General features: G+C 48.8%; 16 protein-coding genes. 14 read left to right on the top strand and 2 right to left on the bottom strand.

What is annotated here, in order from left to right; genetic code table 11:
* The first annotated feature begins 177 nt into the window (after positions 1-177).
* A complete protein-coding gene (locus C504_RS17985; protein ID WP_018690042.1) occupies positions 178-594 on the top strand; it encodes a helix-turn-helix domain-containing protein in 417 nt (138 codons plus the stop codon).
* A gap of 1 nt (position 595) precedes the next feature.
* Entirely contained in the window at positions 596-1,135 is a 540-nt protein-coding gene (locus C504_RS0114265; protein ID WP_018690041.1) for a hypothetical protein, read from the top strand.
* Positions 1,136-1,318: 183 nt separating this feature from the next.
* Here the strand turns inward: C504_RS0114265 and uvrB are convergent, their stop codons facing one another.
* Positions 1,319-4,426 carry an excinuclease ABC subunit UvrB gene (gene uvrB / locus C504_RS0114260; RefSeq protein WP_018690040.1) on the bottom strand — a complete coding sequence of 1,036 codons (3,108 nt, stop codon included), beginning with the start codon at positions 4,424-4,426 and terminating at the stop codon, positions 1,319-1,321.
* Positions 4,427-4,566: 140 nt separating this feature from the next.
* Here uvrB and C504_RS0114255 point away from each other — a divergent pair, with 140 nt between their 5' ends.
* The 9 genes from C504_RS0114255 (at position 4,567) to msrB (ending at position 10,218) form a co-directional block, all read left to right on the top strand.
* Complete coding sequence (locus tag C504_RS0114255) at positions 4,567-4,716, top strand: entericidin domain-containing protein (protein WP_018690039.1); 150 nt, start codon at positions 4,567-4,569, stop codon at positions 4,714-4,716.
* Between the two features lie 157 nt (positions 4,717-4,873).
* Positions 4,874-5,299 (top strand): VOC family protein, encoded by a 426-nt coding sequence (locus C504_RS0114250; protein ID WP_018690038.1) that lies wholly within the window; start codon positions 4,874-4,876, stop codon positions 5,297-5,299.
* 469 nt (positions 5,300-5,768) lie between these two features.
* A complete protein-coding gene (locus C504_RS0114240; RefSeq protein WP_018690037.1) occupies positions 5,769-6,518 on the top strand; it encodes a helix-turn-helix transcriptional regulator in 750 nt (249 codons plus the stop codon).
* A gap of 14 nt (positions 6,519-6,532) precedes the next feature.
* Positions 6,533-6,976, top strand: coding sequence for a PAS domain-containing protein (locus C504_RS0114235; RefSeq protein ID WP_018690036.1), 444 nt, complete (start codon positions 6,533-6,535; stop codon positions 6,974-6,976).
* Positions 6,977-7,139: 163 nt separating this feature from the next.
* Positions 7,140-7,676 carry a sigma-70 family RNA polymerase sigma factor gene (locus tag C504_RS0114230; protein WP_018690035.1) on the top strand — a complete coding sequence of 179 codons (537 nt, stop codon included), beginning with the start codon at positions 7,140-7,142 and terminating at the stop codon, positions 7,674-7,676.
* Positions 7,673-8,380 carry an anti-sigma factor gene (locus tag C504_RS0114225; protein ID WP_026317523.1) on the top strand — a complete coding sequence of 236 codons (708 nt, stop codon included), beginning with the start codon at positions 7,673-7,675 and terminating at the stop codon, positions 8,378-8,380. The genes C504_RS0114230 and C504_RS0114225 overlap by 4 nt, the downstream gene beginning before the upstream one ends.
* A gap of 66 nt (positions 8,381-8,446) precedes the next feature.
* On the top strand, positions 8,447-8,869 hold the full coding sequence (locus C504_RS0114220) for a DUF7282 domain-containing protein (RefSeq protein ID WP_018690033.1): 423 nt from the start codon (positions 8,447-8,449) through the stop codon (positions 8,867-8,869).
* Positions 8,870-9,004: 135 nt separating this feature from the next.
* Positions 9,005-9,562 (top strand): fasciclin domain-containing protein, encoded by a 558-nt coding sequence (locus C504_RS0114215; RefSeq protein ID WP_018690032.1) that lies wholly within the window; start codon positions 9,005-9,007, stop codon positions 9,560-9,562.
* 143 nt (positions 9,563-9,705) lie between these two features.
* Positions 9,706-10,218: a peptide-methionine (R)-S-oxide reductase MsrB gene (gene msrB, locus C504_RS0114210; RefSeq protein WP_018690031.1), complete on the top strand. Its 513-nt coding sequence runs from the start codon at positions 9,706-9,708 to the stop codon at positions 10,216-10,218.
* Here msrB and C504_RS0114205 read toward each other — a convergent pair whose 3' ends face one another.
* Positions 10,219-10,905 (bottom strand): zinc metallopeptidase, encoded by a 687-nt coding sequence (locus tag C504_RS0114205; RefSeq protein WP_018690030.1) that lies wholly within the window; start codon positions 10,903-10,905, stop codon positions 10,219-10,221.
* Positions 10,906-11,044: 139 nt separating this feature from the next.
* Between C504_RS0114205 and C504_RS0114200 the strand changes: the two genes are divergently transcribed.
* From C504_RS0114200 to C504_RS0114190, 3 genes are all read left to right on the top strand, one after another.
* Complete coding sequence (locus C504_RS0114200; RefSeq protein ID WP_156815966.1) at positions 11,045-11,518, top strand: PRC-barrel domain-containing protein; 474 nt, start codon at positions 11,045-11,047, stop codon at positions 11,516-11,518.
* Positions 11,519-11,681: 163 nt separating this feature from the next.
* Positions 11,682-12,428 carry an extensin-like domain-containing protein gene (locus C504_RS17980; protein ID WP_169385138.1) on the top strand — a complete coding sequence of 249 codons (747 nt, stop codon included), beginning with the start codon at positions 11,682-11,684 and terminating at the stop codon, positions 12,426-12,428.
* Positions 12,429-12,478: 50 nt separating this feature from the next.
* On the top strand, positions 12,479-14,014 hold the full coding sequence (locus C504_RS0114190) for an ArnT family glycosyltransferase (protein ID WP_018690027.1): 1,536 nt from the start codon (positions 12,479-12,481) through the stop codon (positions 14,012-14,014).
* Position 14,015 lies beyond the last annotated feature (1 nt).

Raw genomic sequence — 14,015 nt, 5'->3', positions numbered from 1 at the left:
ACGATACCGTATTTATATATGAGTTTAAATCATATCAATTCCGGCTTTATGGTGCCGAAACTTCCATTGGTGGCCGGCGTACGTTTTTGGCCACGGCTTGTAACCCTTCAAAGAAAAAAGACAAAGCAGACCCTGCAATCTTGCAAAAAGCTGCAAAAGTTTTTCAGGAATATTTAAATGGTTGATTTCAAATCGAAATCTTTTAATCGAGAACTCATTGAATTCGAAGAAGATACTCTTATCGACTTTCAATTCGCAGTCATGGATGCGCTAAATCAAGCTGACATGTCTCAAAAAGACTTGTCAGATCTTCTTGGTGTTTCAAAGGCGCGAGTTAGTCAGATTTTGTCGTCAACGGCTAACCCATCTATAAAGCTTGTTGCTCGAATTTGTGGACTTTTGAATATTAAGCCAGAATTTGTCGAGTGTGATCTGTTGGAAGTCGAGAATCGCAATAACTTCGAAGATGCTTTTGATGGATTTGAGGCAGGGTGGAGTATTGCCGCTAAACGAATGGACACATGTCAGTCCGTTTGGGGAATTAATGACAATTACGCAGAACCATACGAAGAGCGGCAGAAAGTGAGTGCATAGAATGGCATCCAATTCACCGAAGAAAAGCTCGTTGCCTGAAAAAAATCCAGCCATCCGAAAAAAAGCACTTTCGGCCAGTCCGAAAAAAGCCGAGATTGAGAGAAAAATTAATTCGTATAATGCTGCAGTTGATGCAGCCATGCTGAAAAGCGTACAGCTTGTTGAAATTAATTTTTTGGTGAAGCCTGACTTTTTTCGCGCTAAATCAAATGAAAAAAAATTTCATGTCGTAGTGGATAGTGTTGAGCCAGAGTACGAGGCTGGTAATGACGCCGTAGTTGCACTTGTAGATTTTGAGGTGTTTATTAAAAGGGCGCGTACTAAACAATTGACCTGTAAGGCAAAGTACGCCGTAGTATATGGAGGGTTTAGCAATTGTGAATATGAAGACGTATTGCGTTTTATTGAAAGAGTTTCGACCTTTACTTGCTATCCATACTTTCGTTCTGTGTTTGCAAATATTGACTGGGCTGCTGGAACACATTTACCTCCTTTGCCTGTCCTCAAGGAGCGGGTTCTCCCGAGTAAAAACTCCAAGTGATTTGATAACTATGCTTTGCAAGTCTAGGACTCCGTTTTATCTCAGTAAGCTTATACGGTGCGTGAAATTAGCATAGGTGATTATTCTATGAGAACTGTTTGCTTCGCCACCATCATGGAATGGATTCTAGGCTCAAGGCCTAGAATGACGTTGGAGGCTTTTGCTACTCTCTGCGTTTCCTAATCACCGCCCCGGCCGTCCCGTTTTCCCCGGTCGGCGTTTGGCTTTTCGCGCATCGGCAGGGTCTTCATAAGAGCCAGCGCCAATGCGGTGTCTCTTTATCGGAGCAGGGTTGTCATCATCGCGGGTCGCCGACGGCGCTTCGCTTGTCTCTCGACCTTTCGGCGGCGCTACGCTTGCCTTGGGAGAAGGGGAGTCCTGCGCCTTTTCGTCTGCCTTACCATGCGCTGCACCATCTGATGAGAACCCACCCTTAGCGTCTTCCGTCCACGTTTTGCGCGGTTGGCTCCACCCTTCAGGCGTGGCGGGTTTTTCCGTGCGGCCAACGGTCATTTCGTCGAGGGTGTTTTTTCTGAAAACGCTGTTTTCAGTTTTATCGCTCGGTACGGTTTCGGTCGTCGACGGCGCTTCGCTTGTCTTTCGACCCTTCGACGGCGCTACGCTTGTCTTGCCTTGAGCCTTCCGCTTCCGGCTATCCTTCGTATTCTCAATACCCGTATTGCGGGCCAGAGGGTCGTCCATGACCGCCAGTTCGGTTTCACGCAGGCGTTTGATTTCGTCGCGCAGACGCGCGGCTTTTTCAAAGTCGAGATCGGCGGCCGCATCGCGCATTTCAATTTCCAGCGCTTTGAGGTGCGCCGCAAGATTGTTGCCCACCAGCGCGTCAGCTTTGCCACCCGACGCGGTTTTAATATCGGCGGTCACATGGTCGCGCTCGTAAACGCTGTCGAGAATATCGGCGATGTTGGACTTGACGGACTCCGGCGTGATGCCGTTGGCCTCATTATAGGCGACCTGTTTTTCGCGGCGGCGGGTGGTTTCGTCCATCGCGCGTTGCATCGAGCCGGTGATACGGTCCGCATAGAGGATGACCTTGCCGTCCACATTACGCGCGGCGCGGCCAATGGTTTGCACCAGCGAGGTTTCGGAGCGCAAAAAGCCCTCCTTATCCGCATCCAAAATGGCGACAAAACCACATTCGGGAATGTCGAGGCCCTCACGCAGCAAGTTAATGCCCACCAGCACGTCAAACGCGCCAAGGCGCAGATCGCGGATGATTTCGATGCGCTCCAGCGTGTCAATGTCGGAGTGCATGTAGCGCACGCGGATGCCTTGTTCGTGCAGATATTCGGTCAAATCTTCGGCCATGCGCTTGGTGAGCACGGTGCATAGCGTGCGGTATCCGGCCTGCGCTGTGGCGCGGATTTCGCCGACCACATCGTCCACCTGATCTTTGGCAGGGCGGATTTCCACGGGCGGGTCGATCAAGCCGGTTGGGCGGATGACCTGCTCGGCAAACACGCCGCCGGATTGTTCCATCTCCCACGCCGCAGGGGTGGCGGACACGGCGATGGTTTGCGGGCGCATCGCGTCCCATTCCTCAAAGCGCAACGGGCGGTTATCGAGGCAAGAAGGCAGACGGAAGCCATATTCAGCCAGCGTTGCCTTGCGGCGGAAGTCGCCCTTATACATCGCGCCAATTTGCGGAATGGTGACGTGGCTTTCGTCGCAGAACACCAGCGCATTGTCGGGAATATATTCGAAAAGCGTCGGCGGTGGCTCGCCAGGGGCGCGTCCGGTTAGATAGCGCGAATAGTTCTCGATACCTTGGCAGGAGCCAGTCGCGGCGAGCATTTCAAGGTCATATTGCGTGCGTTGCTCAAGCCGCTGCGCTTCCAGAAGGCGGCCAGCTTCATTGAGTTCAACAAGACGGTGCTTGAGCTCGGCTTTGATCTTCTCCTGCGCCTGATTAAGCGTCGGGCGGGGCGTGACATAGTGCGAATTGGCGTAGATTTTGACGCTTTTCAGATCGCCGGTTTTCTTGCCTGTGAGCGGGTCGAACTCGGTAATGGAATCGATCTCATCGCCGAACATCGAGACGCGCCAAGCGGCATCTTCCAAGTGGGCGGGGAAAATCTCAATCGTATCGCCGCGCACACGGAACGAGCCGCGCACGAAGTTGATGTCTTGGCGCTTATATTGCTGGGCGACCAAATCGGCGAGCAATTCGCGCTGGTTGACGCGGTCGCCGACCGACATTTGGAACGTCATCGCGGTGTAGGTTTCCACCGAACCGATACCGTAAATACACGACACGGACGAGACGATAATACAATCATCGCGCTCCAGCAGCGAACGGGTCGCGGAGTGGCGCATCCGGTCGATCTGCTCATTGATCGAGCTTTCCTTCTCGATGAATGTATCGGTGCGCGGCACATAGGCTTCGGGCTGATAATAATCATAATAGGAGACGAAATATTCGACCGCATTGTTGGGGAAGAAGCTTTTCATCTCGCCGTAAAGCTGCGCGGCAAGCGTTTTGTTGGGCGCAAGGATAAGTGCGGGGCGCTGCGTTTCCTCAATGACTTTCGCCATGGTGAAGGTTTTACCTGATCCGGTAACGCCGAGCAGTGTTTGCATGCGGTCGCCGTCTGTCAGGCCCGACACGAGGTCTCTGATCGCGGTGGGCTGATCGCCTGCCGGTTCATATTCCGTGACCATCTCAATCTTGATGCCGCCTTCGGATTTCTCCGGACGGGCAGGGCGGTGGGGCACCCATTGCTGGCCGTTCTTGAAGAGCGGATTGCCGCTGTCGATTAAATCCTTGAGCGCTTCCACCGTGGCCGTAACGCCCGTTGTTGAAGCAAGCTGCCCTGCCTCTTCTAGCGATACGTCGAGACCTGCAACCGGATTAAGGCCCGCTGCGGCGCGCTTCTTTGGATCGTTGGTGCCACCGATGGATGTGCCGCCGCCGGTGCGTTTATCGCCGATGCCGTTTTTGTCTTTATCGCGCTTTACATTTTCTTTGGCGGCTTTTTGCTCCACTTTGCGGCGGTGCTTGCCAGCTTTGGAGCGAATGTCGCGAGTTTCTTCGCGGCGTTGATCGCGCGCGGCTTCTTCTTCCAATTGATTGACCCAATCGGAAATCGACGAGCCGGAAATCTCCGCGCCTTCAAACTCGGCTTGCGGCATTTCTCCCATGCCAGAAGGCTGGTCAGGTGCGTTTTTCATAAATGAATTGTCGCGCGCTTCGTCATTCGATGCGCGTGCGTCTGCAGCCTCGTCAATCTGTGACGGGTTGCCTGTCTTTTTTGGAGGTCGTTTAGCCATACGTGCAATATGGGAAAATGATGCCGCGAAAGAAAGGGGGCATATTAAATATTCAACGGGATACTGACAGGACGATGTCAGGAGGGCAGGGAACCAGTGACACGCTAGCGCGTTATTCGTTTTTCAAAGGAGTTCTTACAATGTCATTTTTAAAAGCGATTTTGGTCACAACATTCGTCATCGCACTTGCAGGCTGCGCCAATACAATCCGAGGTGCGGGACAAGACACAGCCAACGCCGTGGACGCCACCGTAGATGCAACCAACAATGTTGCGCGCTCAGGCAATTAATACGTGGAGATTGTGACCGACAGCCCGCGCGCATAGCGCGGGTTTTAGTCAGATGAATGAAAGCTAATTCATTTTATTTTGAATCCGCCGCTTCATTTGTGAAGAATACCTGACACATATCTGTGCTACAATTCTCTCTCAATTTTGGGAGAAGATCATGCAGATTATACCCTATCTATTTTTCAACGGAAATTGTGCCGAAGCACTTATTTTTTATGAGCAAGTGCTTGGTGCCACGATTGAAGATAAAATGCTTGGTGCTGATATGCCGCCAGATCCTGAATTTGGTGTGCCAGAGGACAAGAAGAATTGGATTATGCACGCCAAATTGAAAGTTGGCGATGATACGATCATGGCTTCGGATAACCTCATGGAGACCAGCGCACAAATGGATGGCGCATCGGTGATGCTGAATTTTGCGACTGCCAATGAAGCCAAGGCTATTTATGATAAATTGGCCGATGGCGCTGACATTACGATGCCTTGGGCTGCGACTTTTTGGAGTGCTGGCTTTGGTACATTGCGTGACAAATTTGGTGTGCGCTGGATGATTGGCTGCGATGAGCTGCCTGCCGAGGCGTAAATTTCAGGTTTGATTTTTTGCTGATTGAAGGTTGTTTCATTCGCTTGTGATTTAAGCAGTTTTATCACGCCTTGATTGGGCGTGGTTAGTGTATCGTTAAAATATGATGGTCAAAAATAGCCCCATAATACTTACCCCTCGTATCGTGTTGGCGCGGCATACTTGGATTTAAGACCCAATTGCTAAATTCCATAGCATGATGAGAAAGCTTCGCAGAAAGCTTCCATGAGTTGAGTGAGTAGAAGGCTGGTTTTCCAGCAAACCTGAATTGCAAAGGCGTAGCAAAACCGCCGCAATAAAGGATATGAGATCAAAATGGCGCTGTTGCGCCTTGGGTATCTTTTGATTGAAACGGATCGTGTTAATGAGCGCGGGCCGGTTTTGTCATTTTCTTAATTTTTTTAAGATAGTACATTTTTGTGGTGCGGTTGATTCTGCACCCCAAGCGAAATTTGTTCTGGGTTACTCAATGATTCCGATTAAACAAGCAGTGCCTGCGCCGACATCTGAAGGAACAAAATTCCTTTCGCTGATTGCTGGTTGCCAAACATCGTATGATGTTTTTCGGTTGCTACGCTCGATTTGCGTAGAATATGATTTTTCACATTTTTCATCCATCAACATTCCTTCTGATGCGCAGCAAAACCTTTCTGATTTGTCTGTTGTCTCCAATTGGCCGCCGGAACTCGTCAACGCCTATGATGAGTTGGGCTTGCTTCAAAAAAGCCCCATCATTGCTCGTTTGAAATCCAGCGTAGAGCCTATTGTTTGGGAACTCGACGCAATTAATGTCGAGCGAGCCGAAGGTGATAAAGCCAATGCTGCGGTCGAATTGTTCAGAGATTTCGGCTTGGAGATGGGCGTTTATTTTTCCGTTCACACTGCCGCTGGTGAATTAGGCGCGGTTTCGTTTTCAGGCAAACGCGATGCTTTATCGATGGAGGAAATGCTAACGCTTAATTTTCTCTCGCAATCCATTTTTGCCAAGCTAAAGCAATTTGAAATTAAGAAAAGCACATCTGACATGGCGTTATCGCCGCGCGAGGCAGAGTGTCTTGCATGGACGGCTGCAGGCAAGACCAGCGCTGAAATTGCATCAATTCTCGATATTTCGGAACATACAATCAACCATTATCTTGGTTCTATTTGTCAAAAACTCAATGCACAAAACCGTGCGCACGCTGTTAGTAAAGCGATGCGTATGGGGTTACTTAAATAGTTAGGAGGTCATCAATGGCACTTGCAATGCAAATTGGTGAAGTAGAAAAATCTTCACAGGACCTCGCCGAAATTGGGCTTACTGGTATCTCATTACTCGACCCCTTAAGCAGCTTTGATCCTTATGGCGCATGGCGCTTGGATATAGCGACCGGCCTTACTTATTGGACCCGCGATGTTTATCTCATTCACGGCATGTCGCCTACAGCAGGTCCGGTGGATTTGGTGTCGGCGGTTAATGCTTACCACCCAGAAGATCGTGAGTTGGTGATGCAATGTGTTGAAGAAGCGATTGCCAATAAGTCCGGCTTTCGGTTTGTTCTGCGATTATTGCCCACAGATGGGCCGCAAGTTTTGGTAAAATCGACAGGTGTTTTTCGCACCACTGCTAATGGCGATGAACTTTACGGCACATTTTCTCAGTTTCAGGCACCTGTTCGCAGCGTTGCTATTGAATAGGTTTTTTACCGAGGCAGCACCTTGTTGACTGGCTTTAAGCCGTGCTGCGAAAAATAATTTACAATATTTTCAATCCAGTAAGCTGCCTCCGGCGTAATATGAACAAGAACGCGTGCTTGTTTGGCAGGCACGATGCATTGTTGCCATCGGGAGGGATTGAAGCTTGTCCGACGATATTGGAAATTTGATCTCGCAATGCGCGCTGAAAAATCGCGCCGCATTTACACAGCTATATAGTTTGACCTCTGCGAAACTTTTTGGTGTCGTGCTGCGTATTTTAAATAACAGGGCCGAAGCGGAAGACGCATTGCAAGAGATTTATGTTAAAATCTGGAACAATGCAGACAAGTTCGCCGTCAATCAGTACAGCCCGATGTCATGGCTTGTTGTGGTCGCAAGAAACCACGCAATTGATGTCATCAGAGCACGTAAGCCGATTGCCGTTGATATTGATGATGCGTTTGACGTGTCTGACGATAGCAAGACGCCTGAACAGGAGGCAATCAATACCTCTGAAGGCAAGCGCATTGACCGCTGCTTGCAAGAATTAGACGAGCAGAAGGCTCTTGCAGTGCGCGGCGCCTATGTTGAAGGGTATAGTTATGACGAATTGGCAGAGCGATTTAGCGTGCCAATAAACACGATGCGGACTTGGCTACGCCGGAGTCTCATCAGCTTAAGGGAATGTTTGGAACAATGAGTTCGCAAGTGACCATAGATGAGAAGGACGAGATGCTCGCGGCAGAATATGCGCTTGGCACGCTTCCTCATGGCGAGCGCGTTTCATTGGAAAAGCGTATTGTTACAGAGGCCGATTTGCGCAGCCGTGTTGCTTGGTGGAACTCTCAATTTGTAACATTGGCAGATGAGGTTGAGCCTGTTGAAGCGCCTGCCTCTGTGCTGCGTAAATTAGAAAGCCGTCTGTTTACATCTACGAGCACTGAAGCTGGTTGGTGGCGTTCGCTCGGATTCTGGCGCGGGCTTTCTGTTGCATCACTGGCAGGGCTTATCGTCGTTGGCGGTCTTTATGCGAATAATGTTATTTCGCCGCCGCAACGTGATGGTGGCAATGTGTTTGTGGCGCAAATGTCTGGAGAGAATTCTGACCTTCGCCTTGTTGCCTATTATGACGATAGCGCCAAGAAACTGCGCTTAAAGCGCACGGCTGGTGAAGCGGCTGAAAACCGTGATTTCGAATTATGGATCATTGCTGGCACGCAAGATCCTGTGTCCTTGGGTGTTTTGCCGACAGACGCAATTTATGAAGTCGATGTGCCTGAGGAACTTCAGGCTGCGATGTCTTCTGAGGCGGTGCTTGCGATTACCGATGAGCCAGATGGTGGCTCGGCCACAGGCAAACCAACGGGCGCTTTGCTTGCTGCAGGACCTGTTCAGCAAATTTAATTGCTGGTGTGTGAAACTATTTGTCGGGCTGCTCCGTGACTAGGACATCACACAAGGGAGTTTCCAATGACTAAACTTACATCATTCATCACTGCTACGATTGCATCTGCGACCATTGCCACAGGTGCATTCGCAGCTGCACACGCATCACTGGGCGTAACAGCCTCGGACCAAGATGTTTCAGGCGGCACTGTGACGGCAACAGAAATTACAGCCGGCGAAAATGGCTGGCTTGTTGTTCACCGTACAGATGACACCATGAAACCTGGCCCAGTTGTTGGCTATGCGCCAATCAAAGAAGGCATGAACATGGATGTGACTGCTATTTTAACTGAGGAAGTTGCTTCTGGCGACAAGCTTATGTTGATGGTTCACTCTGAAGCTGGCGGCATGAAAACAGGTGTTTTCGAGTACACTCTCGGCGCTAAAGAAGATGGTCCGATTAAAGTGGATGACAAATTGGTTATGAGCGTTATCAGCGCTCAATAAACGCCTATAAAATCCATCCAGAAGAAACCGCCGAAAATTTTCGGCGGTTTTTTTGTATTTAGTGAAACTAAATCAGACGCTGCCGCGTGACTACTTTTGAACATGCACAAAGCATGATTTTAGAGGAGTTATAAAATGAAATTCACGACATTAAAAACAAGCGTTGCAGCTTTGATCGTTGCGGCATCGGCTTCCACTGCATTTGCGATGAACCCAGAAGTTGGCGGCGCGCCAATGTTTGCAGATAAAAACATCATTGAAAACGCTGTTAACTCAAAAGATCACACAACATTGGTTGCTGCTGTTAAAGCGGCTGGCCTTGTTGAAACGCTTTCAGGAGAAGGCCCGTTCACAGTGTTTGCACCAACGAATGATGCATTCGCAGCTTTGCCAGAAGGTACAGTTGAAACTCTTTTGAAGCCTGAAAATAAAGATCAGCTTACAAAAATTCTGACATGTCATGTTGTTGCTGCAGACGCGATGTCAAAAGACATTTCGAAAATGGTGGACGATGATGGTGGCGCGCACCCTGTTAAAACAGTTGGCGGCTGTGAATTTACTGCCAAATATGAAGGCGACAAAATCATGATCGAAGACGGTCAGGGCAATGTTGCTAATGTAACAATCGCTGATGTTGACCAGTCAAACGGCGTTATTCACGTGATTGACAAAGTTCTTCTACCTGCAAACTAATAGCAGGGTTGCATGTGGTTCGAAGTGAATTCGGACACATCAAAATCTGCCCTCAGCCTTAGGGTTGGGGGCTTTTTTATGAAGATGCCAACGCGCTTTGAACCAAGTTTAAAATTAGACTATAATCAATTGAGGAGATCGTCATGCAACGCAGAAGCTTTTTAAAATACAGTTCTATTGTTGGCGCGAATATCGCGATGCTTGGCGCTGGTATCGTTTCGGCGAAAGCTGCCTCGGGCAAATACCCGCCTGAAGCTGGTGATATGACCTATGAAGTCACTAAAACGGCTGAAGAATGGCGTGCGATATTGTCTGAAACTCAATTTAGCGTTCTTCGTGAAGAGGACACCGAGCGCGCATTCACAAGTCCGCTCAATGATGAAAAACGCGCTGGCACATTTCATTGCGCAGGGTGCGATTTACCAATTTATGCATCCGAAACCAAATATGACAGCGGCACAGGCTGGCCGAGTTTTTACGACAATATTGATGATGCGGTTCGCACCAAAGAAGACAACTCGTTCTTCTCTACGCGCACAGAAGTTCATTGCCGCCGCTGCGGTGGTCATTTGGGCCACATTTTTGATGATGGACCGGAGCCAACAGGTTTGCGCCACTGCTTAAACGGCGTCGCGCTCAAATTTGTGCCTGCTTGATTAACGCAGGAGCCTAATCCACCGGGCTAGGTTCAACAGGCTCATTAACGCGCCTGCAACATAGGTCAATGCGGCTGCTTTTAGCACAGATTGGGCGGCTGCGAGATCTTCGCCTTGCAAATATCCGCCCTGTTTTAAAATCGGCAGCGCTTTGTTGAAACTGGCATCATATTCAACAGGCAGGGTGAAGAGATGCACTAGAACGCGGACTGCCAAGAGCATTATGCCAAGCGCAATCATTGCAAATATTGCGGCAGGTGCGCGCACAATGACAAAGAGTACGGGCGCAGCAATGAAGAATATACCTGCGATCTTATCGGTCACCATCGCTATGCTGACCAATCGGTGGCGGTTTTTAAGGCCGCGCTCATCGCGGTGATGCTGAATGGCATGGCCAACCTCATGCGCAGCCACTGCGATAGCGGTCAGGCTTGGGTCATGAAAGTTCTTTGATGACAGGCGCACGACACGGTCTCGCGGGTCATAATGGTCGCCGCGTTCTGTTTCTTCAACGCTAACATTTTCCACCTTAAATGTTTCTAACAGGTGACGCGCAAGTTCGCCTCCAGTGCCGGGGAAATCAGCCCGTGGTTCACTGTGCTTTTCCATCGTGTGCTTTACCCAATATTGGGGCGCGTAAATTGCAGCCAATATAAGCAAAAAACCAATTCCGGCTATTAACACCATTGCAGACCCTAAAAGTTAACGGTTCGTTATGGAACCAATATGGGGGTTCGCGCGCTTATATAGCAAGAAAGCGGTAAATGCCGCAGATAAATTCAACAAGCTCAACACAGAAGTGAGCAAACAAGAATTGGATAAGAGGATGTTTACAGACCTTAAAAATACAGAAGCGTCAAAACGCAAAACTGGCCTTGCTGCATTTTTGCAAGCGGCCTTAGTTTCAAGCGCCTTTATTATGGGTTCGCTTGGCGTTGCACAGGCTGATGATTTATCCAACGCTTATGCCGTTGAAGGCGAAAGCGCTTATTCTGAAAGCTTTGATGAGGCGATGATTGAAGAGCATCCGCTCAATGATGCTTGGATGGGCATGACTGTTGAGACCGCCGATGGCCAAGTGGCTGGTTATGTTTCAGATGCTGTCATGGCGCCCAATGGTGACATTGAAACATTGTTTATAACGCCGGGCGGTGAGGGCCGTTTGAACGAAGAAATCGTTATTGATGCACGCAATGTGCAGCTTAATGATTGGAACGTGACAACCAGCTATACGCTGCGTGCTTTAGCTAGCCTTCAAACGCCGGATGAATATTTGCAAACAGCATCACTGGTTGAATAATCATATCAAAACTGCATGAATTTGAGGGGCCTTATGGCCCCTTTTGGGTTATGTAACACTTTCTTTACCAAGTTTGCACACGGCGCGTTCACCAACGGGCCGTACAATCTGTTCGGGGACTCACATTAGGCGATTGCCTAAAAACCGAATGGATGAAGCGGCTATGTCTTTGCCACGCAAAAAAAGTGTGACTTTCTTAAGTTTGATTATCACATCAGGAATCCTTGCTGCTTGCGGCACGGGGGCAAGCTGGGTGGACGGTGTTCCGAAGCCAAGTGCTGGCGTGGATCAATCAACAAAGACCAGTTCGATATTTTCTTTTCCGCGTTTGGGTATTCCAGGCTTTGGCAATCGGCAGAACACTGGTTTGCCCGCCGAAGAACAGCAATGCCGTGTTGCGCTTAAGCGCATGAATGTGACATTCAAAGATATTCCAAGAATTTACGATAATGCCAGTTGCGGTATCGAATATCCTGTTGAAGTGAGCGGTCTGGCACGCGGTGTTGCGCTTAAACCAGCTGCCAAATTGAACTGCCAAGCAGCGCTTGCTATGGCGCAATGGTTACAACGCGATGCTGGCCCAACTGCACGCTCACGCTATCTTTCAGGTATTGCCGAGATTAGGCAGATGTCGTCTTATTCATGCCGTCAGATTGCACGCACAGACAAATGGTCGGAACATTCCAAAGGCAATGCGGTGGATATTGGTTCGTTCAAACTGAAAAACGGCCGTGTGATTAAAGTTGCCAAGCCTGCCTTTTTTGCTTGGCGTGAGAAGAGCTTTTTGAAATCTGTGCGCGGGCAGGCGTGTGGTCGGTTTGGTACAGTTCTTGGACCGGGCGACCGCGATCACCACGATCATTTCCACTTCGATATACGCCAGCGTTCAAAGTCCTATTGCAGCATGTGATAGCTGGATGCGGGTGGGCAATAATCATGTGCCGCCGCGAGAACTAGAATATGAATGACACAGGAATAGAACAGGTTGACGAAATGGCTAATGCCAAATTGTGTCATGAAAAAAGCTGGGAAGATACTGTTTTACCATCCCGCGCTGTTTTGGTTGTTCTTTTTGCCGGATTTTTGTTTTTCAAAGCGCTGTATTTCTTTGCAATGCCTCTGGGTGCAGACGAAGCCTATTACTGGTTGTGGGGACAGACCCCTGCGCTTTCTTATTACGACCATCCGCCGTTATTGGCGTGGGTTCAAACCTTCAGTAACGCAGTTTTTGGTTGGTCGATCTATTCGCTGCGCCTTGTAACACTGATCACATCAGCTGCGGCTGCTTGGATTATGTGGTTTTGGTGTAAAAGACTGGCTCCGAAGCGTACGTTGGATGCATTTCTGGCGTCGATCTTTTTTGTTATGATGACGCCGCTTATTTTGCGCTATCAATCTATTGCTATACAGGATTGCCTGCTGATCGTATTTTCGATGGCTTGTGCACATTTTATGGCACTATTTGTTGTTAGCTCTAAAGAGCAAACATTCAATTGGACATATTACTGGAGCGCTTGTTTTTTTATCGGGCTTGCGGCGCTGTCAAAGTATAACGGTATATTCCTCGCGCTTGGTTTTGCTGCATTTGTTTTTGTAACACCTCTTGGTCGTGGGTTATTGCTGCGCTGGCAAATGTGGGCAGGAGCAGCTTTGGTGCTTGCGATGCAAGCGCCAGTGTTGATCTGGAATATGCAAAATGATTGGCCGTCATTTCGCTATAATTTGCAAGACCGTATAGGTCAGACAAATGGCGGCGGCACCTTAGATAATTTTATATTCTTGGCATTGAATTCAGTGGTTTATCTTGGCCCTGTTTTTCTGATTGCAGCGGTGCGGTTTGTTTGGCCGGAAAAGACGGGGGCTGCACGTGAATTTCGCAGTGTCGCGCGCTGGGTCGTTATTGCTTCAACGATGACATTTATAGCTCTAAGCGTTACCAATACGATTCTGCCATATTGGAATATGGTGGCTTACGCAGTGCTATTGCCTATGCTTGTGTTTTTCGTGCGTTCAAAGTTGGAGTTTTATATTCATGTATTCTTTTGCCTGACAATCGGTGCATGGCTGCTTGTCATTTATGGCATTTATCCTCTTTATAAATATAATGGAAAAAGTGTTCGAGATATCGATATCTCCTACGGTTTGTCCTTCATAGCGCAGGAAATCGCGCGCGCGGAAGCTGAAGTTCAGCCAGATTTTGTGATGACAACCGATTACCGTACGGCTTCTATGCTGGCGGTTACGCGCGGCACTGATGATGTTGTCAAAATGGGGTTGCGTAACGATCAGTTTGACTTCTGGTTTGATCCAAGTGTGCATAAGGGCCAAACAGCACTTGTGCTTACAGATGATTTTTTACCCGTAAATGAAATGGTCGATAAGGTTTTTGAAGATGTGACGTTTTTACGTGACATTACAGTTCGCGCATATGGCTATGATATTCATACCTATCATTTGTATGTCGCTAAAAATTATATGGGTGAAGGCCCATATTAAC

This window comes from Ahrensia kielensis DSM 5890, assembly GCF_000374465.1.
In the GTDB taxonomy this organism is placed as follows: Bacteria; Pseudomonadota; Alphaproteobacteria; order Rhizobiales; family Rhizobiaceae; genus Ahrensia; species Ahrensia kielensis.
The sequence above is the reverse complement of the archived record's forward strand: the minus strand, read 5'-3'. Positions and strand labels throughout refer to the sequence as shown.

Coding starts and splice junctions, on each gene's coding strand:
- C504_RS17985 (WP_018690042.1), top strand. CDS start 178: ATGGTTGATTTCAAATCGAAATCTTTTAATCGAGAACTCATTGAATTC.
- C504_RS0114265 (WP_018690041.1), top strand. CDS start 596: ATGGCATCCAATTCACCGAAGAAAAGCTCGTTGCCTGAAAAAAATCCA.
- uvrB (WP_018690040.1), bottom strand. CDS start 4,426: ATGGCTAAACGACCTCCAAAAAAGACAGGCAACCCGTCACAGATTGAC.
- C504_RS0114255 (WP_018690039.1), top strand. CDS start 4,567: ATGTCATTTTTAAAAGCGATTTTGGTCACAACATTCGTCATCGCACTT.
- C504_RS0114250 (WP_018690038.1), top strand. CDS start 4,874: ATGCAGATTATACCCTATCTATTTTTCAACGGAAATTGTGCCGAAGCA.
- C504_RS0114240 (WP_018690037.1), top strand. CDS start 5,769: ATGATTCCGATTAAACAAGCAGTGCCTGCGCCGACATCTGAAGGAACA.
- C504_RS0114235 (WP_018690036.1), top strand. CDS start 6,533: ATGGCACTTGCAATGCAAATTGGTGAAGTAGAAAAATCTTCACAGGAC.
- C504_RS0114225 (WP_026317523.1), top strand. CDS start 7,673: ATGAGTTCGCAAGTGACCATAGATGAGAAGGACGAGATGCTCGCGGCA.
- C504_RS0114220 (WP_018690033.1), top strand. CDS start 8,447: ATGACTAAACTTACATCATTCATCACTGCTACGATTGCATCTGCGACC.
- C504_RS0114215 (WP_018690032.1), top strand. CDS start 9,005: ATGAAATTCACGACATTAAAAACAAGCGTTGCAGCTTTGATCGTTGCG.
- msrB (WP_018690031.1), top strand. CDS start 9,706: ATGCAACGCAGAAGCTTTTTAAAATACAGTTCTATTGTTGGCGCGAAT.
- C504_RS0114205 (WP_018690030.1), bottom strand. CDS start 10,905: ATGGTGTTAATAGCCGGAATTGGTTTTTTGCTTATATTGGCTGCAATT.
- C504_RS0114200 (WP_156815966.1), top strand. CDS start 11,045: ATGTTTACAGACCTTAAAAATACAGAAGCGTCAAAACGCAAAACTGGC.
- C504_RS17980 (WP_169385138.1), top strand. CDS start 11,682: ATGTCTTTGCCACGCAAAAAAAGTGTGACTTTCTTAAGTTTGATTATC.
- C504_RS0114190 (WP_018690027.1), top strand. CDS start 12,479: ATGAATGACACAGGAATAGAACAGGTTGACGAAATGGCTAATGCCAAA.